We start from the raw sequence: 25,044 nt of genomic DNA, 5'->3' as shown, positions 1-25,044 counted from the left end.
GTGGCAGACCGCCGCCAGCCTTGACCTGGTGGATGCCGTTTGGATATTAATGGGATTTGCCTGCCCCAGGAGGCCCCTAGATGAAACTGACCCCACCCCTGCCCCCGATTGAGCGGGATCTCGACGCCCTGCGTATCGGCCTGTCGGGCTACAACCAGGCTATTGCCGGCAGCCATCTGCGCGAGCAGGTAGCCAGCTTTATCAAGGATGAACAGGGAGAGGTACTTGGCGGCATACTCGCCGATATCAAGTGGGGCTGGCTGCACATCGACTGGCTCTGGATAGACGAGCGCATTCGCAAGGAGGGCTGGGGCGGCCGCCTGCTCGCCAGCATGGAGCAGTATGCCGGGAGCAAGGGCATCATCAATGTCCACCTGGAAACCACCAGCTTCCAGGCGCTGCCCTTCTACCAGAAGCAGGGCTACACCGTCTTCGGCGAGCTGCCGGACATGCCGCCCGGGCATATCACCTACTTCCTGAAGAAGCGGCGGGACTAGGGCACTAGGGGGACGCCGAGCATCAAGGGGCGCGCCTTGCCCTCCCCCAGCCCCTCGGTGCCTTGATACGAAAACGCCATCGAAAGAGGCTCGATGGCGTTTTCGGTGGCCGGGATGGCGGGATCAGCGGCTGGCGGAGCGGCTCCCGCTCCAGAGCAGCTCGCCGCTCTTCAGATCCATCAGGCTCATGGCGAGGCGGTAGCGGCTCCCCTCGGAGAGAAGATCCCCGTAGAGCATGTAACCGGCCCCGGTCTGGCGACCCAGACGCACCAAAGAGGCGGGGTTCATGCCCCCTTGCTGGTACTCGAGCTGACCCGTGATGGCCGCCACCTGGCCGGGATCGGCGAAGCGAAAGCCGCTGTTTGCCTGAATGCGCTGGCTCATGGCCACCGCCATGGGCTGGGTACTGAAGGGCTCACCAGTGCCGTTCTGGGGCGCCATCAGCAGCAGCACAGGACTGCCATCCTGGCTCAACGCCTGCACCTCGGGGGCCTTCAGAAAGGCATCCGCCATGGCGAGCGCCAGCCCGGTCGGGGCCACGGGTTCGGGCGCAGGCACAGGCTCTGCCTTGTCGGGCTCGGCCACAGGTTTCTGTGGCTGGCTCACCGGTTTGTCCGGCTCGCCGACCGGCGCCGGGGTGCTTCCATAGGGATTGACTGCACAGCCGCCCAGCAAGAGGGCACCCACCATCAACAAGGAACGCAGCTTCATCTTTTCTCTCCACCAGAAGTCCGCAGGACGGACTTCGCCAAAAGCCCGTGGGGGCGGAGCACCAGCCCCGCATCCCTCCCATGCTAGAGACAAACCGGCCTCGGGTCGATGCGCACATGGGCCGGGGGCGACAAAGGCTGGCGAACCGGGGTGTACAAAAAGGTGGCAAGGGTCCTTCCGGTTCCGTTAGGGTAGCTTGAGCCCAGACCCCAGAGGAGCACCCCATGCACGGACCCGACCCCGCCAACCCCCACCCCATGAAGGGCTTTCCCCAGGTATGCTTTATCAAGAACACCATCAAGGGGCCCAATATCGAGGTGGGCGACTACAGCTACTACGACGACCCGGAGGATTCCGCAGGCTTTGAGCGCAACGTCCTCTACCACTTCCCCTTCATCGGCGACAAGCTGATCATCGGCAAGTTCTGCGCCATCGCCCGCGGGGTCAAGTTCATCATGAACGGCGCCAACCACCAGAGCTCCGGCTTCTCCACCTACCCCTTCTTTATCTTCGGCAATGGCTGGGAGAGCGCCGCCCCCGCTCCGGGCAGCCTCCCCTACAAGGGGGATACCCTCATCGGCAACGACGTCTGGATAGGCTATGACGCCCTGATCATGCCGGGCGTCAAGGTCGGCAACGGCGCCATCATCGCCGCCCGCTCCGTGGTCACAGGCGACGTACCCGACTACGCCGTTGTCGGCGGCAACCCCGCCAAAGTGATCCGCTACCGCTTCGATGACGACACCATCACCCGTCTCAACAATCTAGCCTGGTGGAACTGGCCGGTGGAGCAGATCAGCCGCAACCTGCCGCTTATCAGCGGCGACGAGATAGCCGCGCTGGAAGGGGCAACCCGATAGGCACAACTAACACCGAGCAGGAAGCCAGATGCAATTAACCGACCCACAACCTCCGCAAGCCGATGACTTTGAGGCCCTGCGCACCGGCCTCAACTGTTTCAATGAGGCCGTAACGGGCCAACTGCTCCGCGAGCGGATTTCCAGCTTTATCAAAAATGAAGATGGGTGGTGCAGGGCGGTATTCTGGGGGAAATACAATGGGGCTGACGTCATATCAGGGTGCTCTGAACCGATTAATCCCTGTACAAAAAAGCAATATAATTGTGTCAAGCTGTTAAATAATAAAATTAAAAACTCTCTATAGTTATCAAAGAACGAACAACATGGGATTTTGGATGCAGGAAAAAACATCTATGAAACATAGCAATATTTTTATCAAAGAACATTCGTAACTCGCCGTACGAGCATTGGTTGTTTATAGTAAATCGTCATACAATTGAAGTTGAAGAGCAACATTACCCTCTGTCTCAGAAACTTAACTACACACTATCAATCAGAACATAAACGCTATTAAGGACACTTGCTACGCCATGATAAAAAATGAACATGAATTTGAAGTTTCCAGCTTAACTGAATATGTACAATTAATGGAAAACTTTGGCAATTTAAATGAGTTATGGTTTCGTGGTGTATCAAACCATACTTTTAAACCTGTTCCTGGAATAATATGGAGAAATTTACATGATGATGAAGCATCGCTTGAACACAGATTTCTAGTTTCGTATAAATCCTATCTGGATGGTTATCCATTAAATGAATGGGAAACATATACATTAATGCAACATCATGGCTTACCAACACGCATGTTAGATTGGTCTGAGTCTGCCTTAGTCGCATTATATTTTGCTCTATCTTCAGACTTAGAGTCTGAAAATATAGGCGCAGTATGGTGCATCAGCCCTTATGAATTAAATGAAATTACTATTGGTATTAACCGAGTTTACTGCCCTGCGGAAATAAGATCGAAAAGGGTTGGAAGTGTGAACATAGATGATTACTTGCCACCTAATTTGAAACCTCAGACTTCAAGCCTACCAAAAAAACCTATTGCAATTAACGCGAGCCAGTCCAACAAACGCGTGTCGTCTCAAAAAGGATGCTTTACTGTTCATGGCTCTGAGAATGATAGCATTGACATGATAATGGATGATTCAAATAGCTTTCGACTAATAAGAATTAATGTCAAAGGCCGAGATGAAAAGCTTAAAATGTTATCAAATCTTTCCAAACTTGGCATAGATGAAGAATTCATTTATCAAGACTTGGATTCTTTATGCACAAGAATAAAAAGAGAGGTTGGGTGTGACTAACTACTGCAATGCCGTAGGGTATAATGAAGGAAGTGAATTGCACCTCTATATTAGGCCTCCAATACCGATAAGCAGTGCAATGCGCTCCGCTTATTGCACCATAGGGCTGACTTTGAAGTTATGGCGGGCACGGTATTGTTCCCCCTCTTATTCGCTGAGGCGAGCCCGCTTGCCCAGACCGCGAGACAGGATGTCGAGCGAGCGACGCCGGGCCATGGACGGCCCGTCGCCGCGTGCCGTCGGACAAGCGGGTGAGCCGAAGGCACCCGACGCAGTCGGGCGAATAAGCGGGGGTGGCCTTTCTTTTGGTGACTTTTCTTTGGCCACGCAAAGAAAAGTTACTCGCCCAAGCCCGAAGGGCGGGCGAAACCCCTTCGAGGCCAGCGGCCTCGCGTCCTGCTCGGCACAGCCGAGCCATCCATCAGACACACCACAAAGCGGACGATTACGCCTGACGGCTAATCGACCCTACGATTGTACGGAGCAGCCGTGCCTGCTTGCCACAGGCACGGAGTCTGGCTGGACGCCCGGATGCCACCGACAAAGGGGGCCCTGGCCGCCCCTATCGGCCCAAAAACGCCTCCCAGTCCTTGAACACCGGCTGCAACCCCGCCTGCCGCACGGCATCGGCCACCTCGCCCACAGAGCGATCGTCGTGGATGGCGAACTGCTCCAGCTCCTCTTTGTCCCCTTCCGCATAGCCGCCGGGCTGGGTGCGGGATTCCGCCGACATCTGGGTGATGCCAAGGCGCAGGGCGCCGTTGCGAAACGCCGGGGACTCCCGGGTGGAGAGCGACAACTCCAGGGTCGGCGAGAAGAGGCGCCAGGCGCAGATAAGCTGCACCAGCTGACGGTCCGACATGGTCACCTCGGGCTCCAGCCCCCCGGTGCAGGGGCGCAGGCGCGGGAAGGAGAGCGAATAGCGGCTCTGCCAGTGGTGACGCTCAAGCCAGCTCAGGTGCTCGGCGACAAAATAGCTGTCGGCGCGCCAGTCCGGCGACAGGCCGATCAGCGCGCCGAGGCCAATTTTGTCAACCCCGGCGCGCCCCAGCCGGTCCGGGGTGGCGAGGCGCCACGCGATATCCTGTTTGTTGCCGCGCAGGTGATGGCGGGCGTAGGCGGGGGCGTGATAGGTCTCCTGGTAGACCATGACCGCATCCAGCCCCAGGGTCTTGAGCTCGGCGTATTCGGCTTGCGACAGGGGCTGCACCTCCATCGCCAGGGTGCTGAAGTGGCGGCGGATCCGCGGCAGCTGCTCGCGAAAGTAGTCCATGCCCACCTTGGTCTCGTGCTCGCCGGTCACCAGCAGCACACTGTCGAAGCCGCGTGCCTTGAGGGCCAGGCACTCGCGCTCGATTTCCTCGCTATTCAGGGTCTTGCGCTTCAAGCGGTTGCTCATGGAGAAACCGCAATAGGAGCAGTCGTTGGCACAGAGGTTCGACAGATAGAGGGGGACATAGAAGCCCACCGTATTGCCGAAACGCTGGCGGGTGAGGCGCTCCGCCAGCTCCGCCATCCGGTGCAGGAAGGGCTCGGCGGCAGGGGAGATAAGCGCCATAAAGTCCTGCAGGGTGCGCCGTGGACTGGCCAGCGCCCGCTCGACGTCCAGGGCCGTCTTGGCGCGGATCTGCATGCCTACGTCGTCCCAGTCGAGCTCGCGCCAGCGGTCGGCAAAATCCAACCCCCTCCCGGCCTCCCCCTTGGGAGGGGGAGGAGCGCAGGGCTCGCCCCATTCAAGAGCCGAGTCAGCCTCGCCCCTCACCCCCAGCCCCTCTCCCTTATTTTGTGAAGAGTCGAGAGGGGGGCACAGTGCGGCAGAATCGGGGGACGCGTCGAAAGAGGGCATTGCCATTGGCTCTCGCCCTAAGCCCGTATCATGACTCATAACGCCCCCAGAAAATCGGTCAGGGGGCTGGAGGCCTGGGCCTGGCTGCCGCGCGCCCCGAGGCCCGCCTCATAGGCGCTGCGACCGGCCTCGCAGGCGAGCGCAAAGGCGCGGCCCATGGCGACAGGATCGCCGCTCACGGCAATGGCCGTGTTCACCAGCACGGCGTCGGCGCCGAGCTCGAAGGCCGCTGCCGCGTGGCTCGGCGCCCCGATCCCTGCGTCCACCACCACGGGCACATTGGCCTGCTCGACGATGATGGAGAGGAATTCCCGGGTCACCAGCCCCTGATTGGAGCCAATGGGGGCGCCGAGCGGCATGACGGCGGCGCAGCCCACCTCTTCGAGCCGCTTGCAGAGCACGGGATCGGCGCCGCAGTAGGGCAGCACCACGAAGCCCTCCTTCACCAGCTGTTCGGCGGCCTTGAGGGTCTCTATGGGATCGGGCAGCAGGTACTTGGGATCGGGGTGGATCTCGAGCTTGAGCCAGTTGGTCCCCAGCGCCTCCCGGGCCAGGTGGGCGGCAAACACCGCCTCGGCGGCCGTCTTGGCGCCCGAGGTGTTGGGCAGCAGCTTGACCCCGAGGGCCAGCAGCGGAGTGAGGATGTCGTCGTGGCGCTTGCCAGGCTCCAGGCGCTTGATGGCCATGGTGACGAGCTGGGAGCCGCTCGCCGCTATGGCGGCCGCCATCAGCTCGGGGTGGGCAAACTTGCCGGTGCCGGTAAAGAGGCGCGATGAGAAGGTGTGGTTCGCAATGGTCAGCATCTCAGCCTCCGGCGATGGCAGTGAAAAGGTGGATCTCGTCCCCGTCATTGAGGCGGGTCTCTGGCCAGCGGCTGCGGGGCAGCACGGCGCCATTGAGGGCCACCGCCACCCCCTGGGGGGCAATCTCCTGCGCCGCCAGCAGCTCGGTCAGGCGCTGGCCGGTGGGCAGCGTCAGTTCGATATCGTTCAATCGAATATTCATTGATCATCCTTATGGCTGCCACACACCGGGCAGTCGGGGTCGGCAGGCAGGCGCAGCGTCTGCCACTCGTGGGCCAGGGCATCGAAGCGGCGCAATGTGCCCGCCACCGGGCTGGGGCGCCCGAGCAGCAGTTTCAGTGCCTCCAGCGCCTGCAGGGAGCCCATCACGCCCACCAGGGGGCCGGTGACGCCGCTGCTCTGGCAGCTCTCCTTGATCTCGGTATCCGCCGGGTAGAGGCAGGCGTAGCAGGCATGTTCCGGCGCGCTTCGCACCATCAGTTGCCCTTGCCAGCCGACGGCGGCGGCGGAGATCCAGGGTTTCCCCTGGGCCACGCAGGCGGCGTTGATGGTGTGGCGGCTGGCCAGGTTGTCGCAGCAGTCGACAACCAGATCCACCTCGGCCACGAAGGCTGGCAGGCTATGGGCGTCGAGACGCTGGTTGATGGCGATCAGCTCGACGTGGGGGTTGTGGGCCGCCAACCGTTCCCGGGCCAGCTCCGCCTTGGAGCGGCGCAGCCCCTCCCCATCGAACAGGATCTGGCGCGGCAGGTTGCTGGAATCCACCACGTCGCCGTCGGCCAGCCACAGGGTGCCGACCCCGGCCCCAGCGAGATAGAGGGCGAGCGGCGAGCCGAGGCCACCCAGACCGACGATCAGCACCGACTTGGCTTTCAGCCGCGCCTGCCCCTCCTCCCCTATCTCGGCCAGCATCAGTTGCCTGCCGTATCTCAGATACTCTTCGTCACGAAGAGACGCCTCGTCAGAGCGCATGTGCCACCTCCTGCACCGCTATGGCGGAGCGCGCCGGATCCCCGGCCCCCACGGCGGCCAGCAATCGGGCCGTGGCCCCCTGCCAGTCGTCGCTCCTTGTGATGGCGGAGACCAGGGCGATACTGCCTACCCCGCTCTCCTTCACCGCAGCCACACGATCCTCGCCTATGCCGCCGATGGCGACAGTGGGCCAGTCCTGCATCAGGGCGCGGTAGTGGTGCAGCCGCACCAGCCCCTGGGGGCGGGACGGCATCTGCTTGGTGTTGGTGGGGAAGATATGACCCAGGGCTATATAGGAAGGCGCCAGCTCCCGGGCCCGCATCAGCTCGAAGTAGCCGTGGGTGGAGATGCCAAGACGCAGGCCGGCGGCCTGAATGGCGGCGAGATCGGCTGATCCCATATCCTCCTGCCCCAGATGCACCCCATAGGCACCGGCCGCTATGGCCTGCTGCCAATGGTCGTTGATAAAGAGCCGCGCCCCGAAGCGGCGACCCAGGGCCACCGCCTCGGTAATTGCCGGTACCACCTGAGCGGCGGGCAGGTTCTTGATGCGCAGCTGCAGGGTCTTGACCCCGGCTTCCAGCAGACGCTTGAGCCACTTGACCGAATCCACCACAGGATAGAGACCCAGATGCTGTTCGGTCGCGGCAAAGGGGCCCCCGGGCAGGTGGGCCTCGCTGGCAGGATAGAGACCAAAGCGGCGATCCAGGCTTGATCCCGCCAGCACTGCCCGGGGGAAGTGAGCGAGATCCACCGGCCAGCCGAGATGGGCTATGGGGCCGGGGCCTGCCCCCACCCCCTGCGCCCCTGCCAGCCCTTGCTGCAGATAGGCACGCGCCAGGGTGATGGCGTCCTCCACCGGATAATCCAGCGCCTGGACCGCTGCGATGGCGCTGGCGTAACAGCAGCCGGTGCCATGGCCGTGGCGGGTATCGAGGCGCGGCGCCGCGAGCCAGAACTCGCGGCTCTCGTCCTGGTAGTAGTCCAGACAGAGATCCCTGCTCCACTCAAGATGCCCCCCCTTGACCAGCACGGCGCGGGCGCCAAGCTCGCGCAGTCGCGCCGCCCCCGCCCGCACCAGCGCCGGGCTGGTCGCCGGAATGCCGGTCAATGCCTCGAGCTCGGGGCCGTTGGGGGTAATGAGGGAGAGGCGGGGCAGCAGGTGCTCGCGCACCGCCGCCAGCATGTTGGGCTCCGCCATGGGGGTGCCGCTGCTGGCGATGGCCACGGGGTCATAGACCACGAAGGGGGCGGCGATCACCTCCAACCGACGTGCCAGCACCTCCACATGGAGCCGGGTCGGCAGCAGACCGATCTTGACGGCGGCCGGGGGAAGATCGACGCCGAGGGCGTCGATCTGGGCGCAGAAGCTCTGCATCAGCACGGGATCCACCATCTTCACCGCCACCGAGTTCTGGGCCGTGATGGCGGAGATGACTGAGCAACCGTGCACGCCGAGGGCGTGCAAGGTGTGCAGATCGGCCTGGATGCCGGCACCGCCCCCCGAGTCCGAACCCGCTATGGTCCAGACGATGGGCTTGGTGCTCATGCTTCTTCCCGCTCCTCTTTGAGGGCCGCCGCCTGATGATAGAGCTCGCCCCCCTTCTCCTTGAAGGTCTCGGCCATACGGTTCATACCGCTTTCCACCTCGGCCACCACTCGCTCCTGCTGGCCATCCATGCCCACCAGCTTGATCTCCACCGCCTCCAGTTTGGCGGCATTCAGTTCGGCGGTGTAGGCACGCACGTCCTGGGTGATCTTCATGGAGCAGAACTTGGGGCCGCACATGGAGCAGAAGTGGGCCACCTTGCCGGACTCCTGGGGCAGGGTCTCATCGTGATAGGCACGGGCTGTTTCGGGATCCAGCGCCAGATTGAACTGATCCTCCCAGCGGAACTCGAAGCGCGCCTTGGACATGGCGTTGTCGCGGATCTGGGCGCCCGGATGCCCCTTGGCAAGATCGGCGGCATGGGCGGCGATCTTGTAGGTGATGAGGCCCTGTTTGACGTCCTCCTTGTTCGGCAGCCCCAGGTGCTCCTTGGGGGTGACGTAGCAGAGCATGGCGCAGCCATACCAGCCGATCATGGCGGCGCCTATGCCGGAGGTGAAGTGATCGTAGCCTGGGGCTATGTCGGTGGTGAGCGGGCCCAGGGTATAGAAGGGTGCCTCGTGGCAGTGTTCCAGCTGCTCCGTCATGTTGCGCTCTATCATGTGCATGGGCACATGGCCCGGCCCCTCTATCATCACCTGGACGTCGTACTCCCAGGCGATTTTGGTGAGCTCCCCCAGGGTGTGCAGCTCGGCGAACTGGGCCTCGTCGTTGGCGTCATAGACGGAGCCCGGACGCAGACCGTCTCCGAGTGACAAGGCCACGTCATAGGCGGCACAGATCTCGCAGATCTCGCGGAAATGCTGGTAGAGGAAGTTCTCCTTGTGGTGGGAGAGGCACCACTTGGCCATGATGCTGCCGCCACGGGAGACGATGCCGGTGAGGCGCTTGGCTGTCATGGGCACGTAGCGCAGCAAGACGCCGGCGTGGATGGTGAAGTAGTCCACCCCCTGTTCGGCCTGCTCCAGCAGGGTGTCGCGGAACAGCTCCCAGGTGAGATCCTCGGCGATGCCGTTGGTCTTCTCCAGCGCCTGATAGATGGGCACAGTGCCGATGGGCACAGGACTGTTGCGCAGTATCCACTCCCGGGTCTCGTGGATGTAGCGGCCGGTGGAGAGATCCATGACGGTGTCGGCGCCCCAACGGGTGGACCAGACCAGCTTCTCCACCTCCTCCTCGATGCTGGAGGTGACCGCCGAGTTGCCTATGTTGGCGTTGATCTTCACCAGGAAGTTGCGGCCGATGATCATGGGCTCGGCTTCCGGGTGGTTGATGTTGCTGGGGATGATGGCGCGGCCGGCGGCCACCTCATCGCGCACGAATTCTGGGGTGATGTTTTCCGGCAGGCGGGCGCCGAAGCCCTGACCCGGATGCTGGCGCAGCAGCAGCTCGGAGCGCACCCGCTCGCGGCCCATGTTCTCGCGAATGGCGATGAACTCCATCTCCGGGGTGACCATCCCCTGACGGGCATAGTGCAGCTGGGTCACCCGGCGGCCCGGCTTGGCGCGGCGCGGCTTGGGCAGATGCTATCGAAGCGCAGGTGATCCAGCCCCTCGTCGGCCAGCCGCTCCTGAGTGAAGGTGGAGCTGAGCCCCGGCAGCTCGTCGGTATCATCCCGCTCCAGCACCCAGTTCTCCCGCAGGCGCGGCAGGCCGCGGCGCACGTCGATGGCGACCCCCTCCTCCCCGTAACGGCCAGAGGTGTCGTAGACCGGCACCGGCTCGTTGGGCTCGAACTGGGGCTCTTCTTTGGTGCCGCCGACGAAGGTGTCGGCCAGGGCAATTTCCCGCAGGGGAACCCGGATATCGGGGCGGGAGCCTTCGATAAAGATGCGGCGGGAGTTGGGATGAGCCATCCCCTTGAGGCTGTCGATAAAGGCCTGGGCGCTGGAGCGCTGCTCGCGGCGGCTGGATTTGGCGGTATCAGATACGGAAGTAGACATAGCAAAACTCACATTAACTGGTTGAAGTTATGGGTGTTTGCTTGTCTGGAGTTCGAGGAGAAGATGAACTTGCGGCGGGGTGTTTATCTCGGGAGGGAGTGCGCGCGCGGGATGGATTCCGCTCTGCTGTTCTGCCACTTCCCGCTCTCCACGCTGTGGACAAGGCGCCCCACGTGCTGGACAACCGGACGGGACAGACTCCCTCCTGTCGCCCTGACTTGCCATCAGGGTTATCCCTTCGATGAGCGGAAGAGGCTTGTTCCTCCCCCCGGCGCGGTAACCCGCAAGTTACCCTTGTTCCCTTCGCAGGTTTAACCTGATCAGGTTCCACGGATCCCGAATTAACGGTCTCAGCTTCGCGTCGTTCGACGGTCAGCACTCCGACAAGATGGCGCCAGTATATATGGGGAAATGGAAAGCTTAAGCTTTTAACAAGACCGACCAGTGCAAACAACAACCGGGCCATCCCGGTTTCAACCATGAATTTTTCGCTAACAATGAGCCACGAGCCATTCCAAACAAAGGACTGGTTGCGCACGGCTTGAGTGGCTGTATGACGCCAAGCTGTTCTGTTGCCGGCAAATGGCTCTCGGCACTGAAATCACCTGTAACGGTGGAAGGGCAAGCAGTGGCCAGGTTATTGGCAGAACAGGCAGACCGTTCTGCTGAAAGGGGCCTGCAATCCCACCAGTTAGTTGAAAATGATATCCATGGTAGCGGATACTGTTGGCCTTTCCTTGTTGGCAAGGGCCTCGACCTGTCCAGATCCATACCAGTAAGATTAAAAATATCGCCTTCACCATCATCGGCAAGAGGTAGCTACGCCAAACCTGTAACAGCCTATCTTCATGACTGGCACGGGTCATGGGGCAGCCAATGGGCTCGATATCGCCGGCACTGGCTCTCGAGCAACAGAATCCAGTCACCGCCTCGCTCAGGCCATAGGTTTTTGGACCAGTTATCGTAGCGCAGGGTCGTCATAACATTGATGTCGCTGTGACCATCCACCACATTCAATTCACGGATTCACATCGCCAGCTTGAAACTGTCAGGATCCAGGTTGTAGGCAAAATTGCTCACCTTGATGGAGGTCTTGTCACCACATAGCGATAACCATGCTCGCACTTGTCGCCACGGAACGGGCCGATCGGCAAAGGTGTGCACATCCGATTCTCAGGATGGGTATACCCAGGCATAGCCGAGATAGGAAGCCCTTCATAACTGGTTGGTTTGATGAAATTCGCACTGTCATGTACCAGCCGCCTTGAACTCGTATCACCATCTGGTATCCAGGAGATGTTGGACTTGTCGAGGGGTCGGATAGCACCGCACCGGCAGGCTGGAGTGAGGCCCCATAATGACCCAGCCGTTGGGGCGCGCTTCCACTGCCCCATCATGCCGAGCTTTTGACGCTCTGCGCCTCTCGGTCGTCGCCACAGACCTCTTGCTGAAAACAGGCGAAGCTGGTCTGGGAGGCCCAGCTCGCCTGTGCTCGCAGGCCGGATATGATGACAAGCCAGTTTTTTAGTTTCTCCAACCAGCGGCCACTGAAACTTTTATATTGGTGTGTCATGACAGTATCAGTCGCTCAGATCCCATGTAGGTGCCCACACTTCAATATTCAGAATTAATCGGAAAGATATATTCAGCATGGTGGCCTTGAGCATCGTACTTCAGGGTCACCACCACCTGCTGGGGCAAAATTAGCAGTATTGATATTATGAAATTATACGGCCGTGATGGTCTTGACCAGGCTTTAGGATCTCTCGGTGACCTGACCATGGCTCTGCACCAGTTGAGCTACGAGGTTGGAGAGGGTAAAAATTCTGATGAGAACCCCTCATCGGCGAGGCGCTTCTGGGTGATGGGAGAACATCGAGATCTCTGTGTTCCCCGCAACGATATCCGGAGCAGCCGCCCAGAATTAACGGTCCCGTTATCAGCCAGCCAAATGGCGCCAGCATGTGAGGCTCATTTTTCAGCTCGACCATAATCTTTCCCGACAATGGATGCAGTTCATTAACACAAGGATGATGTTTATGATGACTATGAATGGGCGAGATAACTTGAATGGCTGGTAGCAGCAGTAAAACACTGGACAAGCCGCCATTGAACATCGACCTCATCACCCGCCTGGATATCGATTGGGTTGGATACAAGCAAAATAAAAAACCGGTGAGTTGGGATAACGAAGAGGGTAATCACGCCAAGCAGTGCCCTGTTTGATTGGAACTACCTATCAAACAACAGCCTATATGACACTACAAATAATATAATCCAAATTCCAATATTTGGTCTTTATAGTGCCCCATGCGGCTTAACACCAGTTTATCGATAACAGCACCTACTCATTCAAGAAAACGGTCACAACGGCAGCCTATGTAGACAACACAGGCATTTATGACAACGTTGGTGTTAACATCAAGGCCCGCCCACTTGACCTAGCTACAGTTATTTTTATCAGGGTAGACAGGTTCAGCCGCCTGCACCTGAGACTGGCAGCACAAAGAGCAAAGCTCAAAAAACAGATGAAGACGCCAAAAACGCCAGATTGTGAAAGAGCACAAGAAGGCAAGATAATCAAAGAATGGGACGGTAAATATTCTCTGAATATATGCTGCAGGAGGGGGATGACCCCAGCAATTTTGTCAGGGATGGCATACTGGTTCCATATGATTGTTACCTTGTGTAGAAAATATCCTTTTTCATTTGCTGGTATGGACTCCGACAAAACCTGACACAAATAGGGCAAATAAACCAAAGGCGGAAAAACATCCATGACAAACTTCAAAATAATGGTGATACAGGAAAGACCTCGCCACCAGTGAGACCGCCATTTTTATTCGACACCCAGAGCAAGACGGCTCATAAATATTGTGACAGTCATTATTTAATGGCTGCCAGGCGTACTTTCTCATCAACTATGCGGCGGCTGAAACCAACCCGCGTATTCAGGGGATTAATAAGGATAAACAGAAACTGTTCGAGTTTACCTATCCAAGGACACCCTGATCACTTCAATCCCTGCAATACCTCTCGAGAACATCCACTTCAAAGAACGGATCATGACGCTACCTCTCTGCATTACCGGCATGGGGGACCAGAATCGGCGGGCCCGTCTCGTCACGGGTCACCCAGCGCACGCCCCGGTTGAGTGGCGGGGCTGCCGTTGAGCCAGGGTTGCCAGCGTGAATGTTATTGCCAGATCATCGAAGGCATGACCCGTCACGGCGAGCAAGGTGCCCCGCTGCCAGGGCTGATTGGCCAGCGGAGCTCTGGCGGCCAGAAGGCGATATGTTCGGTGGCACGCCATCGGCCACCAGCAGGGCGAGCTTCATGCCGGGTTTGAGGTCTGGAAACCCGCACCCCGGCCAGTGCGGCGCTGCCGAGCTCGAGCTCGGCCCCCTGAAATTGCAGGCGGATGCCGTCGTTGTGCTCCAGCTCCACCAGCCAGAGTTCGGGCTCGTCGGCAAGGGCGTGAAAGGAGAGCAGCAGGAACAATGCGGTTCTGGTCATAGCAAGCAGGCCCATGGTCAACCCAGCGAGGAGGTTTAACTATGGGCCTGGACGGGCAATTTTTCCGGTCGACTGGTGTGGCGGCTCAGTCGTCCTCCCGGCAGCGGCTCAGACGCATGCCGTCGAAGCGGCACTCCAGCTCCAGCCAGCGCCCCTCGAAGGGGGCCAGGCTGTCGTCCGAGGTGACATAGCCCCAGATCCGCCCCTGCGCCACAGGCCCTTCCAGCTCCATCTCATGCTTTTCTTCCAGCGGCTCCACCTCGCGGACCAGCCGTCTATCTCCCTCTATCACCCCTTCCAGATCGACCCAGGTGCCACCGAGATCGTCTTCGTCCAGACCGTCCTTGAAGCGGGTCTGCTCATCGATCACGAAGGGAATGCCGTTGACCATCAACTGGCCCAGTTGCCAGCTGGTGCGGCCGGTCAGCTTGAACTCGGCCGCCTGCACCAGACCAAAGGGCAATAAAATCAATAGCCAGAGGGCGCAGAGAGACTTCTTCATCGGGGATCCTCGGGGTTACACTGGCACACAGGATGTCTCATCCGGTGTGAAATGGCCGTGAAATCTCGGCCCAAACCAGGAGATCAGAGCATGAAAATACTGGTGGTGGAAGACAGTCCCCAGGTGGCTGAGACCGTCATGGATTATCTGGTGCTGGCCGGGCACAGGGTGGACTGCGCCTATCACGGCCAGGCCGCCCTGCAGTTGCTGGCGGAGCAGCGCTTCGACGTCATCATCATGGACGTCATGATGCCGCGCCTCGACGGCCTGCGCACCGTCGAGCGGCTGCGCTCGGACGGCATCGCCACCCCAGTGCTCTTTCTCACCGCCCGCGACAGCCTGGACGACAAGCTGGCAGGTTTCAAGGCGGGGGGCGACGACTACCTGGTCAAGCCGTTCGCCATGGAGGAGCTGGAGGTGCGGTTGCAGGCCCTGGCCCTTCGCGGCCCCCGCAGCGACATGGGGGCACTGGCATTTGGCGAGCTGGAGGTGGATCCCGGCGCGGGTCGCGCCACCCGCGCCGGGGTGGAGCTCAAGCTCGGCAAGATCCCCTTCCAGATCCTCACCCTGCTGGTCAGGCGTGCCCCCCAGCTGGTGACGCGCCAGGAGGTGCTCGACACCGTCTGGGGGGATGAAGAGCCCGACTCTGACGCCCTGCGCAGCCACATCTACGCCCTGCGCAACGCCCTGGACAAGCCCTTCCCCAGCCCCATGCTGGAGACAGTGCACGGCCAGGGTTACCGGCTGGTCAAACCATGAGCCTCCCGGCCTCCCCGAGCCAGCCAGCCTTGAACCTGCCGAGCCTGCGCAAGCGCCTGATCCTGGCGCTGGGCGGGGCCGGCTTGCTGCTGCTGCTGATCCTGAGCCTGCTGATGGTGGTGGCCGAGAACAAGATGGAGGAGCTCAGCCTGCGCCACTGGCTGGAGGCCGAGGTCACCCGCTACAACGATGACTGGCTGCGGCTCGGCCAGGCGGCACCCGCCCCCAGCCCGCGCCAGTTCTCCAGCTACTGGACGGAGGCGGGACGCCTGCCCGTCTGGCTCAAACCCTACCAGACCCCCGGTTTCTTCGAGCACCAGCTGGGGGAGGAGGACAAACACTTCCTGGTGCGCGCTCACCCCTCGGGCCAGGGCCTGCTCTATCTGGTGTTCAACGACGACGCCGACGACTACCTGGATCCTTACGAAGACAGGCTGCACCTGGTCACCCGGCTGATCGGGCTGGCCCTGTTGCTCGGCTGCATAGCGTTCGGCATCTGGCTGGTGCGCCACATCACCCGCCCTCTGGACAGGCTGCGCCAGCGCGTCGCCCACCTCACCCCGGATCAGGTCGACTTCGTGCCGGACGCCCCCTGGCAGGAGCTGCGGGAGATCGAGCTGGCGCTGCTGGCGGGCAAGCACGAGGTGGCCGCCGTGTTTGCCCGGGAACAGGAGTTCAGCCGCTTCGCCAGCCATGAGCTGCGCACCCCCAACATGGTGATCCAGGGCTCAGCCGCCCTGCTCGGCAAGGTGAGCGACCTGCCCGCCCCCGCCGCCCGGGCCGCCAGCCGCATTCGGGCCGCCAGCGACGAGATGGCCCTGCTCACCGAGACCTTCCTGCTGCTGGGCCGCAAGGAGGCGGTCGAGCGCCCCCCGCAATTGGTGGCACCGCTGATCCAGCGGGAGCTGGCGCGCCTAGCCCCCCTGCTGCAGCGCGAAAGCCTGGACATACGCCTCAATCTGGACGAGCAGAGCGAGGTGCAGGCCCCTCTCTCCCTGCTCGCCATCGCCCTGGGCAACCTGCTGAAGAATGCCCTGAGCTACGCCGAGGGTCATATCGAGATCGCGCTTCAGGGGCAGGTGCTCACCATCAGCAATCCCACCGCGGCGGCGCCGGATCAGATCCTGGGCTACGGCTGCGGCCTCACCATCATACAGCGCATCTGCGAGAAGCTGGGCTGGCAGATAGAGACCCGGCTGGAGGATGGTGTTTTCAGCGCCAGGCTGGCGATGAACGCCCTCGACCTCACGCAGGCATAGTTCCCCCCTCATCCCCGACCCTTCTCCCGCGCGGGGAGAAGGGAGACAACAGGCACTCCCCGGCAAGCCCACAAGCCAGATAACAACAAGGCGCCCGAGGGCGCCTTGTTTGCAGAGGACGGGAGGGCGGCTTATTCCGCCGGCTTGTGCTTGCGACTCGCCTTGAGCTCCAGAAAATCGATGATCTTGCCCGCCACATCCTTGCCGGAGGCGGCTTCGACCCCCTGCAGACCGGGGGAGGAGTTCACCTCCAATACCAGGGGGCCGCGGGCACTGCGCAAGATATCCACCCCGGCCACGTCCAGCCCCATGATCTTGGCGGCCTGCACCGCTGTCGCCCGCTCTTCCGGGGTGATCTTGATGGCCGACGCCTCGCCGCCACGGTGCAGGTTGGAGCGAAACTCCCCCGGCTGGGCCTGACGACGCATGGCCGCCACCACCTTGCCACCCACCACCACGCAGCGAATGTCGGCGCCGTTGGCCTCGCGGATGTACTCCTGCACCAGTATGTTGTTGTTGGTCTGGATGAAGGCCTCGATCACGCTCTCCGCCGCCTTCTGGGTCTCGCACAGCACCACGCCTATCCCCTGGGTCCCCTCCAGCAGCTTCACCACCAGCGGCGCCCCGCCGACCATGGTGATGAGGTCGGGCACGTCGTGGGTGCTGTGGGCATAGCCGGTGATGGGCAGGCCTATGCCGTGGCGGGAGAGCAGCTGCATGGCACGCAGCTTGTCCCGGGAGCGACTGATGGCCACCGAGCTGTTGAGGGCCATAGTATTCATCATCTCGAACTGGCGCAGCACGGCGGTGCCATAGAAGGTGATGCTGGCACCGATGCGCGGGATCACGGCGTCATAGCTCTCCAGTTCCCGTCCTTCGTAGTGGATGGAGGGGCTGTGGGAGGCGATGTTCATGTAGCAGCGCAGGGTGTCGAGCACCTCGACCTGATGCCCGCGCGCCTGCGCCACCTCGACCAGACGGCGGGTGGAGTAGTTGTTGGGCTCGCGGGATAAAATGGCAATATTCATGGAAATGACAGACCTGATAATCGGACTGGAGAGTATAAGGTGCCATGAACGACTGGCAACGCCAATCCTTTCCCCTCACCATTCGGCGTTCTGCAAGAACCGCTGAATACCAGATTCAATGAGGACCACGCAATGCCTGCTGCAGGCTCAGCAGCAGCGCCACCTCCTGCAACCGGCGCGCCGTGGTCCCGGCCCAGCCGCCCACCGGCACAGGCGCCAGCAGGGTTTGGGCTATGCAGTCGCGATAGAGGGGCCCCTCATGTTGCCAGCCCCGCATACCATCGACGCCGTGAAAATGTAGCCACTCCAGATTGCCGCTGCGAAGCAGCTCGATGCGCCGCCCATCCTTGAGATGCAGGCATAACCCCTTCTTCTCGACCCCGGCTCCTGCGTACTTGTCGAGCCAGAGCCTCAGGGGTACCCCGGCCGCCTCGCCGCGCAGGCAGGCGCGCCCCTCGGCGGTTTCGAGATCACCACTGGGGATGGGCTGGCCCAGCCTGTCGGCCACCCCGTCAACCACCAGCGTCAAGCTGTCATCCCCGCCGAGGGCCACCAGCAGCTCGCGGATCATCGCCAGCAGATGGGTGCCGATGTCGAGGATCACCCCGTCGGGATGACGCAGGACCCGCCGATCCGGCTCGCCGGTGGCGAAGTTGAGGGCATAGGGGTGCCCCTGCTCGTCAAGGCCGCAGGGTTCCAGCAGGAAGCCCTCCACCGAGGCCACGTCGGCCAGGGTGACCGGCGAAATGGGGCCGGTCTGCCCGGCTTGCGGCCACCAATCATCCCCCAGCCCGCCGCTGAGCAGCCGCTGGACGGCGTTGCGGGCCATCCAGTGATCCAGCGCCAGCACCCGGGGGGCGACCTCGGGATCCGCCAGCAGGGCCTGCAGGCGAGCTTGCTGGGCCAGGGTAGCTACCACAGGCTTCTCCAGGGCGGCCAGAATCAGTGCAGGTTCGGCCCCAGCCAGCGCTCGGCCTCCACCAGCGTCATGCCTTTGCGCTGGGCATAGTCTTCCACCTGATCGGGCTGGATCTGCGCCACCGCGAAATACTTGCTCTCGGGGTGGGAGAAGTACCAGCCGGACACTGCCGCCCCCGGCCACATGGCGTAGGACTCGGTGAGCTTCATGCCGATGGCCTGCTCCACACCCAGCAGTTCCCAGATGCTGCCCTTCTCGGTGTGCTCCGGGCAGGCGGGGTAGCCGGGCGCCGGGCGGATGCCCTGATAGTTCTCGCGAATAAGCTCCTCGTTGGAGAGCGCTTCGTCGGGGACATAGCCCCAGTGCACTTTGCGCACCTGCTCGTGCAGGTACTCGGCGAAGGCCTCGGCGAGACGGTCGCACACCGCCTGGATCAGGATGGCGTTGTAGTCGTCGTGATCCGCCTTGTAGGCTTGCGCTATGGCCTCCTCGCCGATGCCACCGGTCACCGCGAAGGCGCCGATCCAGTCCGGCTTGCCGCTCTCCTTGGGGGCCACATAGTCCGCCAGACAGTAGTTCGGGAAGCCCTGCTTCTCGCTCTGCTGGCGCAGGTGGTGCAGCACCTTGATGACCTCGGTGCGGGACTCGTCGCTGTAGACTTCTATGCTGTCGCCGACCCCGTTGGCCGGGAACAAGCCGATGATGCCGGCGCAGCGCACGCTCTGATCTTTCTCCAACTGATCCAGCATGGCGTTGGCATCGGCAAACAGCTTGGTCGCCTCCTCACCTATGATCTCGTCTTCCAGGATGCGCGGATACTTGCCTGCCAGCTCCCAGCTCAGGAAGAACGGCGTCCAGTCGATGTAGGGGCGCAGCACAGAGACGGGCACATCCTCGAAGGTCTGCACGCCCAACTCGCGGGGCTTGGGCGGCTCATAACCGACCCAGTCCAGTTGCTGGCGGTTGGCGCGGGCGTGGGCCAGGGAAACCGGCTTGGATCTAGGCTGCTTGCGGGCATGCTGATCCCGCGCTATCTCGTACTCCTTGTCGATGCGGGCGACGAAGGCGGGCTTGAGCTCGGGGTTCAGCAGGCTCTGGGCCACCCCGACCGCGCGGGAGGCGTTCGACACATAGACCACGGGTTCGGAGTAGTTCTGCTCTATCTTCACCGCGGTGTGGGCCTTGGAGGTGGTGGCGCCGCCGATCAGCAGCGGCAGCTTGAAGCCCTGGCGCTCCATCTCTTTCGCCACGTGCACCATCTCGTCCAGCGACGGGGTGATCAGGCCCGACAGACCTATGATGTCGGCCCCCACTTCCCGCGCCGTCTTGAGGATGGTCTCGCAGGAGACCATGACTCCGAGATCGACGATCTCGTAGTTGTTGCACTGCAGCACCACGCCGACGATGTTCTTGCCGATGTCGTGCACATCCCCCTTGACGGTGGCCATCACTATCTTGCCGTTGCTGGAGCCGCCGGACTTCTCCGCCTCTATGTAGGGTTGCAGGTAGGCGACCGCCCGCTTCATCACCCGCGCCGACTTCACCACCTGGGGCAGGAACATCTTGCCGGCGCCGAACAGGTCGCCCACCACGTTCATGCCGTCCATCAGCGGCCCTTCGATCACGTGCAGCGGCTTCTCGGCCCCTGCCCGCGCCTCTTCGGTGTCCTCTTCGATGAAGTCGGTGATCCCTTTGACCAGGGCATGCTCCAGCCGCTTGCCCACAGGCCAGCTGCGCCACTCCTGATCCCGGGGATCTTCGGCCTGGGCGCCGGCGCCGCGATACTTCTCGGCGATGGCCAGCAGATCCTCGGTGGCGCTGTCACTCAAGTTGAGCACCACGGCCTCGACCTTGGCCTTCAGCTCCGCCGGTATGTCTTCGTAGATGGCGAGCTGACCGGCGTTGACTATCCCCATGTCCATGCCGCTGCGGATGGCGTGGTAGAGGAAAACTGCGTGAATCGCTTCCCGCACCGGCTCGTTGCCCCGGAAGGAGAAGGAGACGTTGGAGACGCCGCCGGAGATCATGGCGTGGGGCAGGTGCTCCTTGATGTCCTTCACCGCCTCGATGAAGTCCACCGCGTAGTTGTTGTGCTCGTCGATGCCGGTCGCCACCGCGAAGATGTTGGGGTCGAAGATGATGTCTTCCGGCGGGAAGCCGACCCTGTCCACCAGGATCCGATAGGCGCGCTGGCAGATCTCGAACTTGCGGGCACGGGTATCGGCCTGGCCCACCTCGTCGAACGCCATCACAATGACGGCGGCGCCATAGCGGCGCAGCAGCTTGGCCTGTTCGATGAACTTGGCCTCCCCTTCCTTCATGGAGATGGAGTTGACCACAGGCTTGCCCTGCACGCACTTGAGACCCGCCTCCAGCACCTCCCACTTGGAGGAGTCGATCATCACGGGCACCCGGGCGATGTCCGGCTCGCCGGCGATGAGGTTCAAGAAGCGCACCATGGCCGCCTCGGCGTCCAGCATCCCCTCGTCCATGTTGATGTCGATGATCTGGGCGCCGCTCTCCACCTGCTGCTTGGCCACATCCAGGGCCTCGTCATAGAGCCCCTCCTTGATCAGCCGCTTGAACTTGGCGGAGCCGGTGACGTTGGTGCGCTCCCCCACGTTCACGAACATGGACTCCGCCGTGATGATGAGGGGCTCGAGGCCGGACAGCCGGCAGGCGACCGGCAGCTCGGGCAGCGCGCGGGGCTTGATACCCGCCACAGCGTCCGCCATGGCACGAATATGGGTCGGGGTGGTACCGCAGCAGCCCCCCACCAGGTTGAGGAAGCCGCTTTGGGCCCACTCGCGGATATGCTCCGCCATCTCACCCGCGTCGAGATCGTACTCGCCGAAGGCGTTGGGCAGGCCGGCGTTGGGGTGGGCGCTCACAAAGGTCTCGCTGATGCGCGACAGCTCCTCCACGTACTGGCGCAGCTCGTCCGGGCCCAGCGCACAGTTGAGGCCGAACGACACGGGTTTGACGTGACGCAGGGAGTGATAGAAGGCTTCCGTGGTCTGGCCGGAGAGGGTGCGGCCCGAGGCATCCGTGATGGTGCCGGAGATCATCACCGGCAGGCTGTAGCCCAGCTCCTCGAACACCAGATCCACCGCGAAGGCGGCCGCCTTGGCGTTGAGGGTATCGAAGATGGTCTCAATCAGGATGATGTCGGCGCCCCCCTCGATCAGGGCATGGGTGGATTCGGTGTAGGCGGCCACCAGCTGGTCATAGGTGACGTTGCGCTTGCCGGGATCGTTCACGTCCGGCGAGATGGAGCAGGTGCGGTTGGTGGGGCCCAGGACGCCTGCGACGAAACGCGGCCTGGCGGGATCCTTGGCCGTCCATTCGTCCGCCACGGCGCGGGCCAGACGGGCCGCCTCGCGGTTGATCTCGGCGGAGAAGGCTTCCATCTCGTAATCGGCCATGGCGATGCGAGTGGCGTTGAAGGTGTTGGTCTCGAGGATGTCGGCCCCGGCGGCGCAATATTGATCGTGGATCTCGCGGATCACCGACGGCCGGGTCAGCACCAGCAGATCGTTGTTGCCCTTGATGTCGGTATGCCAGTCGGCGAAGCGCTCGCCGCGGTAATCCGATTCACCGAGCCTGTAACCCTGGATCATGGTGCCCATGGCACCGTCGATGATCAGGATCCGCTCCTTGAGACAGGCTTCCAGTTTCTTTGTTACGTCCGACTTCTTGCTCGACTCTATGCTCGACACCGCTTCTACCCCTTACATCCATGCAACTGCGTGAGCTCCATCCTAGCAGCAAAAAAATCAAATGGAAATCTAGCCGTCTATCTGTCCGAAATCTCGAGCATATACTCACAAATGGGTAATGAGTAAGATGTGGCCCGAGAGTACCCTATGCCCGTCCTCAACGGGGATACGTGCTTGCTGTTTACTAAAGAGAAAAATAACTATGAGCGTCTACTACACACTCTGTTTCTTGGCAGCCTTGGCGATCTTCATCGCCTTTGCCAACCAGTATGTCGTGAAGATCCAGACCACCATCGCCATCACAGCCGGATCCATGCTGATCTCCGCCCTGATGGTGCTGTTTGGTAAGTTGGGTTGGTTCAATCTGGAACCTCTGGCCGTCGAGACCATGGAAAGCATCGACTTCCAGAACTTCCTGCTGAAGGGGATCCTCGGATTCCTGCTGTTTGCCGGCGGTCTCGGCATCAATCTGAAGGCATTGCGCAGCCAGAAGTGGGAGATCACCATTCTCTCCATAGCGGCGACCCTGCTCTCCACCTTCATCATCGGCTATGGCTTCTGGTTCATCGCCAAGCTGCTGGGCTGGGAGCTGCCGCTGGTCTATTGCATGCTGTTCGGTGCCCTGATCTCCCCCACAGACCCCATTGCCGTGCTCGCCATCGTCAAGAAGATGAAGGCGCCGCCCCAGATCGCCATCCAGATCGAAGGGGAGTCCCTGTTCAACGACGGGGTCGGCCTGGTGATCTTCGCCACCGTCTTTGCCGTGGCCTTTGGCGGTGTCGAGCCCACCTTCACCAGCGTGGCCGGCCTGTTCCTGCATGAAGCCCTCGGCGGCATCTTGTTCGGCGCCGTGCTGGGCCTCATCGCCCACGTGATGATCAGCGCCACAGACGACGGCTCCCTGGAGCTGCTGCTGACCCTCTGCATCCCGACCGCGGGCTTCGCCTTTGCCAACATGATAGGCGTCTCCGGCGCCCTGGCCATGGTGGTCACCGGCATCATGATAGGCAACTGGACCCGCCAGTCCGGCTTCTCCGAGCAGAGCCGCCACCATCTGGATCACTTCTGGGAGTTGATGGATCAGTTCCTCAACGCCCTGCTGTTCCTGCTGATCGGCCTGGCCCTGGTGCTGCTGGATCTGGCCTGGCAAGACTGGATCCTGCTGGTCATAGCAGTGCCGCTCTGCCTGGCCGCCCGCTTCATCAGCGTCTCCCTGCCCTATGTGGCCTTCCGCAAGTTCCGCAGTTACAACCGCTTCTCGGTACGCATCCTCACCTGGGGCGGCCTGCGGGGCGGTCTGGCCATGGCCATGGCACTGGCGCTGCCCTCGGGCGTCATGGTGCTACCGGAGCACGGCGTCGATCTGCGGGAGGTGATCCTGGTGATGACCTACTCTGTGGTGATGTTCTCCATAGTGGTACAGGGCATGACCATCACCCCCATGATCACCGCCGCCAAGAAGGCCAGCGGCGACTATTGAGTCAGTCGCAGGCAGTGACTGGCAACAGCAAAAGGGCTCCCTCGGGAGCCCTTTTCGTTGGCGGCGTGGCAGAGAAAAATGCGCCACCGTCACGACATCACACAATTAGTGTTTGCTTTTTATTCATTTCGAGGAGAGAATGCGCGCCGGCTAGTTAATCAGCCCTGTTTATGTTCGCAATGCTTCAACGTTAGATGAATCCTGCCAGTACCCACATAACCTTCCTCTGATTTACTCGCCTTGAGAACCGTCAGGCTGTCTGCCTGCGTTGCCCGGCTCTCACGGTGCAGACCCGATCTGCCCACCCAATTTGAACTATGCATCCGCATATTCCTTGATAGTGCAGACGCCCGTGATTCGGGCTGGGTATTCCTGCGCGGATTCTGACCGCGTCTATTGACCTAACATTTGCCAAACAAGGAGCAACTATTTAATTTATATAGAGAAATACCATGATGAAAGCCGTACAGACACACAAACCCCTGCGTCGCAGCAAACCCATCAACCTGCCCGTGCAAGAGCATGACTATGATGCGTTTCTGATCCAGTTCAGCACCCGCTCCAGCGGTGGCTTCGCCATCTCCTGTGATGGTATCCCTGGCGAGTTCTCCATCGAAGAGCTCAACTGATCCTGCCCACCGGCAGCCTCAGATGCAGACAGGCCGCAACTCACGGCGGCCCCCTTGTCTCCCTCGCCTCCAGCCTTGTGATCCCCTCTTCTGATTGACGGCCCTGCCATCCCTCAGACAGTGCAGGCCTGGGTATCGGCCGCTTCCAGCAACAGACACTCGTCGGCATCCTCGCTCAGCCTGACCAGACGGCTGCGCACCAGACCCAGCTTGCCCAGCAGCGCCACAGATCGCTCGTTGCCAGGGGTGACGATGGCGATGACCCGCTCGATGCCGAGCCGCTCCCGCCCATCCTGTAAAGCCGCCCGCGCCGCCTCTATGCCGTAACCCTGACCGCGATAGGCTGGCAGGAAGGCGTAGCCTATGTCTTCGCACGGCAGGGTATCGCGCTTGATGAGCCCGCAGATGCCGATCCTGGCCTCGTCTTCCCGTCGCATCACCAGATAGAGACCATGCCCATGACGGGCGTAGCTGACCGCAGGCCCCTGTTGTATGTACTCTTCGGCGTCACTCAGGGTGCGCACCCCGCGATCGCCTATGTAGCGGTGGAAGTCGCCGTCGTTGAGCAACTCGAGAATAAAGGGGGCATCAGCAGTGGTTAATTCGCGCAGGGCGAGGCGCTCGGAGAGGATCATGGCAAAGGCTCGTGTGATGGGAACAACAGCCATCAAGACTGCCCCCAT

The 25,044-nt window shown here is 61.4% G+C and carries 21 protein-coding genes, 1 pseudogene and 1 riboswitch; of the genes and pseudogenes, 9 read left to right on the top strand and 13 right to left on the bottom strand.

From position 1 onward, the window contains the following. Positions 1 to 80 precede the first annotated feature (80 nt). Complete coding sequence (locus tag ACF2JD_RS19360) at positions 81 to 497, top strand: GNAT family N-acetyltransferase (RefSeq protein ID WP_440987996.1); 417 nt, start codon at positions 81 to 83, stop codon at positions 495 to 497. Between the two features lie 123 nt (positions 498 to 620). Here ACF2JD_RS19360 and ACF2JD_RS19355 read toward each other — a convergent pair whose 3' ends face one another. Further along, positions 621 to 1,208 (bottom strand): penicillin-binding protein activator LpoB, encoded by a 588-nt coding sequence (locus tag ACF2JD_RS19355; RefSeq protein WP_171276978.1) that lies wholly within the window; start codon positions 1,206 to 1,208, stop codon positions 621 to 623. Between the two features lie 224 nt (positions 1,209 to 1,432). On the opposite strand from ACF2JD_RS19355, the gene ACF2JD_RS19350 reads away from it, so the two are divergent. From ACF2JD_RS19350 to ACF2JD_RS19340, 3 genes are all read left to right on the top strand, one after another. Continuing rightward, positions 1,433 to 2,068, top strand: coding sequence for a Vat family streptogramin A O-acetyltransferase (locus ACF2JD_RS19350; protein WP_440987995.1), 636 nt, complete (start codon positions 1,433 to 1,435; stop codon positions 2,066 to 2,068). 28 nt (positions 2,069 to 2,096) lie between these two features. Continuing rightward, positions 2,097 to 2,372: a hypothetical protein gene (locus ACF2JD_RS19345; protein WP_440987994.1), complete on the top strand. Its 276-nt coding sequence runs from the start codon at positions 2,097 to 2,099 to the stop codon at positions 2,370 to 2,372. 226 nt (positions 2,373 to 2,598) lie between these two features. Next, a complete protein-coding gene (locus tag ACF2JD_RS19340; RefSeq protein WP_440987993.1) occupies positions 2,599 to 3,378 on the top strand; it encodes an FRG domain-containing protein in 780 nt (259 codons plus the stop codon). 562 nt (positions 3,379 to 3,940) lie between these two features. On the opposite strand, the gene thiH is transcribed toward ACF2JD_RS19340, so the two are convergent. The 6 genes and pseudogenes from thiH to thiC form a co-directional block, all read right to left on the bottom strand. Further along, complete coding sequence (gene thiH, locus ACF2JD_RS19335) at positions 3,941 to 5,224, bottom strand: 2-iminoacetate synthase ThiH (RefSeq protein ID WP_440988075.1); 1,284 nt, start codon at positions 5,222 to 5,224, stop codon at positions 3,941 to 3,943. Positions 5,225 to 5,259: 35 nt separating this feature from the next. After that, a complete protein-coding gene (locus tag ACF2JD_RS19330; protein ID WP_440987992.1) occupies positions 5,260 to 6,027 on the bottom strand; it encodes a thiazole synthase in 768 nt (255 codons plus the stop codon). A 1-nt stretch (position 6,028) separates the two neighbouring features. Further along, a complete protein-coding gene (thiS, locus tag ACF2JD_RS19325; protein ID WP_111910739.1) occupies positions 6,029 to 6,229 on the bottom strand; it encodes a sulfur carrier protein ThiS in 201 nt (66 codons plus the stop codon). Beyond that, entirely contained in the window at positions 6,226 to 6,999 is a 774-nt protein-coding gene (locus tag ACF2JD_RS19320; protein WP_440987991.1) for a ThiF family adenylyltransferase, read from the bottom strand. Before ACF2JD_RS19320 ends, thiS begins: the two co-directional genes overlap by 4 nt. Next, entirely contained in the window at positions 6,989 to 8,548 is a 1,560-nt protein-coding gene (gene thiE / locus ACF2JD_RS19315; RefSeq protein ID WP_440987990.1) for a thiamine phosphate synthase, read from the bottom strand. The genes ACF2JD_RS19320 and thiE overlap by 11 nt, the downstream gene beginning before the upstream one ends. Further along, a pseudogene (thiC, locus tag ACF2JD_RS19310) lies at positions 8,545 to 10,550 on the bottom strand (phosphomethylpyrimidine synthase ThiC). Before thiC ends, thiE begins: the two are co-directional and overlap by 4 nt. Before the next feature lie 281 nt (positions 10,551 to 10,831). Then, positions 10,832 to 10,943, bottom strand: a riboswitch (TPP riboswitch). Positions 10,944 to 12,620: 1,677 nt separating this feature from the next. On the opposite strand from thiC, the gene ACF2JD_RS19305 reads away from it, so the two are divergent. Next, positions 12,621 to 12,776: a hypothetical protein gene (locus ACF2JD_RS19305; protein ID WP_440987989.1), complete on the top strand. Its 156-nt coding sequence runs from the start codon at positions 12,621 to 12,623 to the stop codon at positions 12,774 to 12,776. Between the two features lie 999 nt (positions 12,777 to 13,775). On the opposite strand, the gene ACF2JD_RS19300 is transcribed toward ACF2JD_RS19305, so the two are convergent. Beyond that, positions 13,776 to 14,066: a hypothetical protein gene (locus ACF2JD_RS19300; protein WP_440987988.1), complete on the bottom strand. Its 291-nt coding sequence runs from the start codon at positions 14,064 to 14,066 to the stop codon at positions 13,776 to 13,778. Positions 14,067 to 14,151: 85 nt separating this feature from the next. After that, positions 14,152 to 14,568, bottom strand: a complete 417-nt coding sequence (locus ACF2JD_RS19295) for a hypothetical protein (RefSeq protein ID WP_205642637.1) — start codon at positions 14,566 to 14,568, stop codon at positions 14,152 to 14,154. A gap of 90 nt (positions 14,569 to 14,658) precedes the next feature. Between ACF2JD_RS19295 and ACF2JD_RS19290 the strand changes: the two genes are divergently transcribed. Together ACF2JD_RS19290 and ACF2JD_RS19285 are read left to right on the top strand one after the other, a co-directional pair. Next, on the top strand, positions 14,659 to 15,327 hold the full coding sequence (locus ACF2JD_RS19290) for a response regulator (RefSeq protein ID WP_440987987.1): 669 nt from the start codon (positions 14,659 to 14,661) through the stop codon (positions 15,325 to 15,327). Between the two features lie 29 nt (positions 15,328 to 15,356). Further along, entirely contained in the window at positions 15,357 to 16,586 is a 1,230-nt protein-coding gene (locus ACF2JD_RS19285; protein ID WP_440988074.1) for a histidine kinase dimerization/phospho-acceptor domain-containing protein, read from the top strand. A 131-nt stretch (positions 16,587 to 16,717) separates the two neighbouring features. Here ACF2JD_RS19285 and rimK read toward each other — a convergent pair whose 3' ends face one another. The 3 genes from rimK to metH form a co-directional block, all read right to left on the bottom strand. After that, positions 16,718 to 17,614, bottom strand: coding sequence for a 30S ribosomal protein S6--L-glutamate ligase (gene rimK / locus ACF2JD_RS19280; RefSeq protein WP_025325466.1), 897 nt, complete (start codon positions 17,612 to 17,614; stop codon positions 16,718 to 16,720). Between the two features lie 115 nt (positions 17,615 to 17,729). After that, complete coding sequence (locus tag ACF2JD_RS19275; RefSeq protein ID WP_440987986.1) at positions 17,730 to 18,533, bottom strand: oxidoreductase; 804 nt, start codon at positions 18,531 to 18,533, stop codon at positions 17,730 to 17,732. 23 nt (positions 18,534 to 18,556) lie between these two features. Continuing rightward, on the bottom strand, positions 18,557 to 22,252 hold the full coding sequence (gene metH / locus ACF2JD_RS19270) for a methionine synthase (RefSeq protein ID WP_440987985.1): 3,696 nt from the start codon (positions 22,250 to 22,252) through the stop codon (positions 18,557 to 18,559). A 202-nt stretch (positions 22,253 to 22,454) separates the two neighbouring features. Between metH and ACF2JD_RS19265 the strand changes: the two genes are divergently transcribed. Beyond that, complete coding sequence (locus ACF2JD_RS19265) at positions 22,455 to 23,732, top strand: cation:proton antiporter (RefSeq protein WP_106885175.1); 1,278 nt, start codon at positions 22,455 to 22,457, stop codon at positions 23,730 to 23,732. Between the two features lie 452 nt (positions 23,733 to 24,184). Beyond that, the gene (locus ACF2JD_RS19260; protein WP_005326732.1) at positions 24,185 to 24,361 is read left to right on the top strand and encodes a hypothetical protein; all 177 of its coding nucleotides are present in this window, start codon (positions 24,185 to 24,187) and stop codon (positions 24,359 to 24,361) included. A gap of 113 nt (positions 24,362 to 24,474) precedes the next feature. On the opposite strand, the gene ACF2JD_RS19255 is transcribed toward ACF2JD_RS19260, so the two are convergent. Next, positions 24,475 to 24,996 (bottom strand): GNAT family N-acetyltransferase, encoded by a 522-nt coding sequence (locus tag ACF2JD_RS19255; RefSeq protein ID WP_106885176.1) that lies wholly within the window; start codon positions 24,994 to 24,996, stop codon positions 24,475 to 24,477. Positions 24,997 to 25,044: the final 48 nt, after the last annotated feature.

Source organism: Aeromonas ichthyocola, assembly GCF_046087985.1.
Taxonomy (GTDB): Bacteria; Pseudomonadota; Gammaproteobacteria; order Enterobacterales; family Aeromonadaceae; genus Aeromonas; species Aeromonas rivipollensis.
Note: the sequence above shows the minus strand (reverse complement) of the source record. Positions and strands in the feature narration are given on the sequence as shown.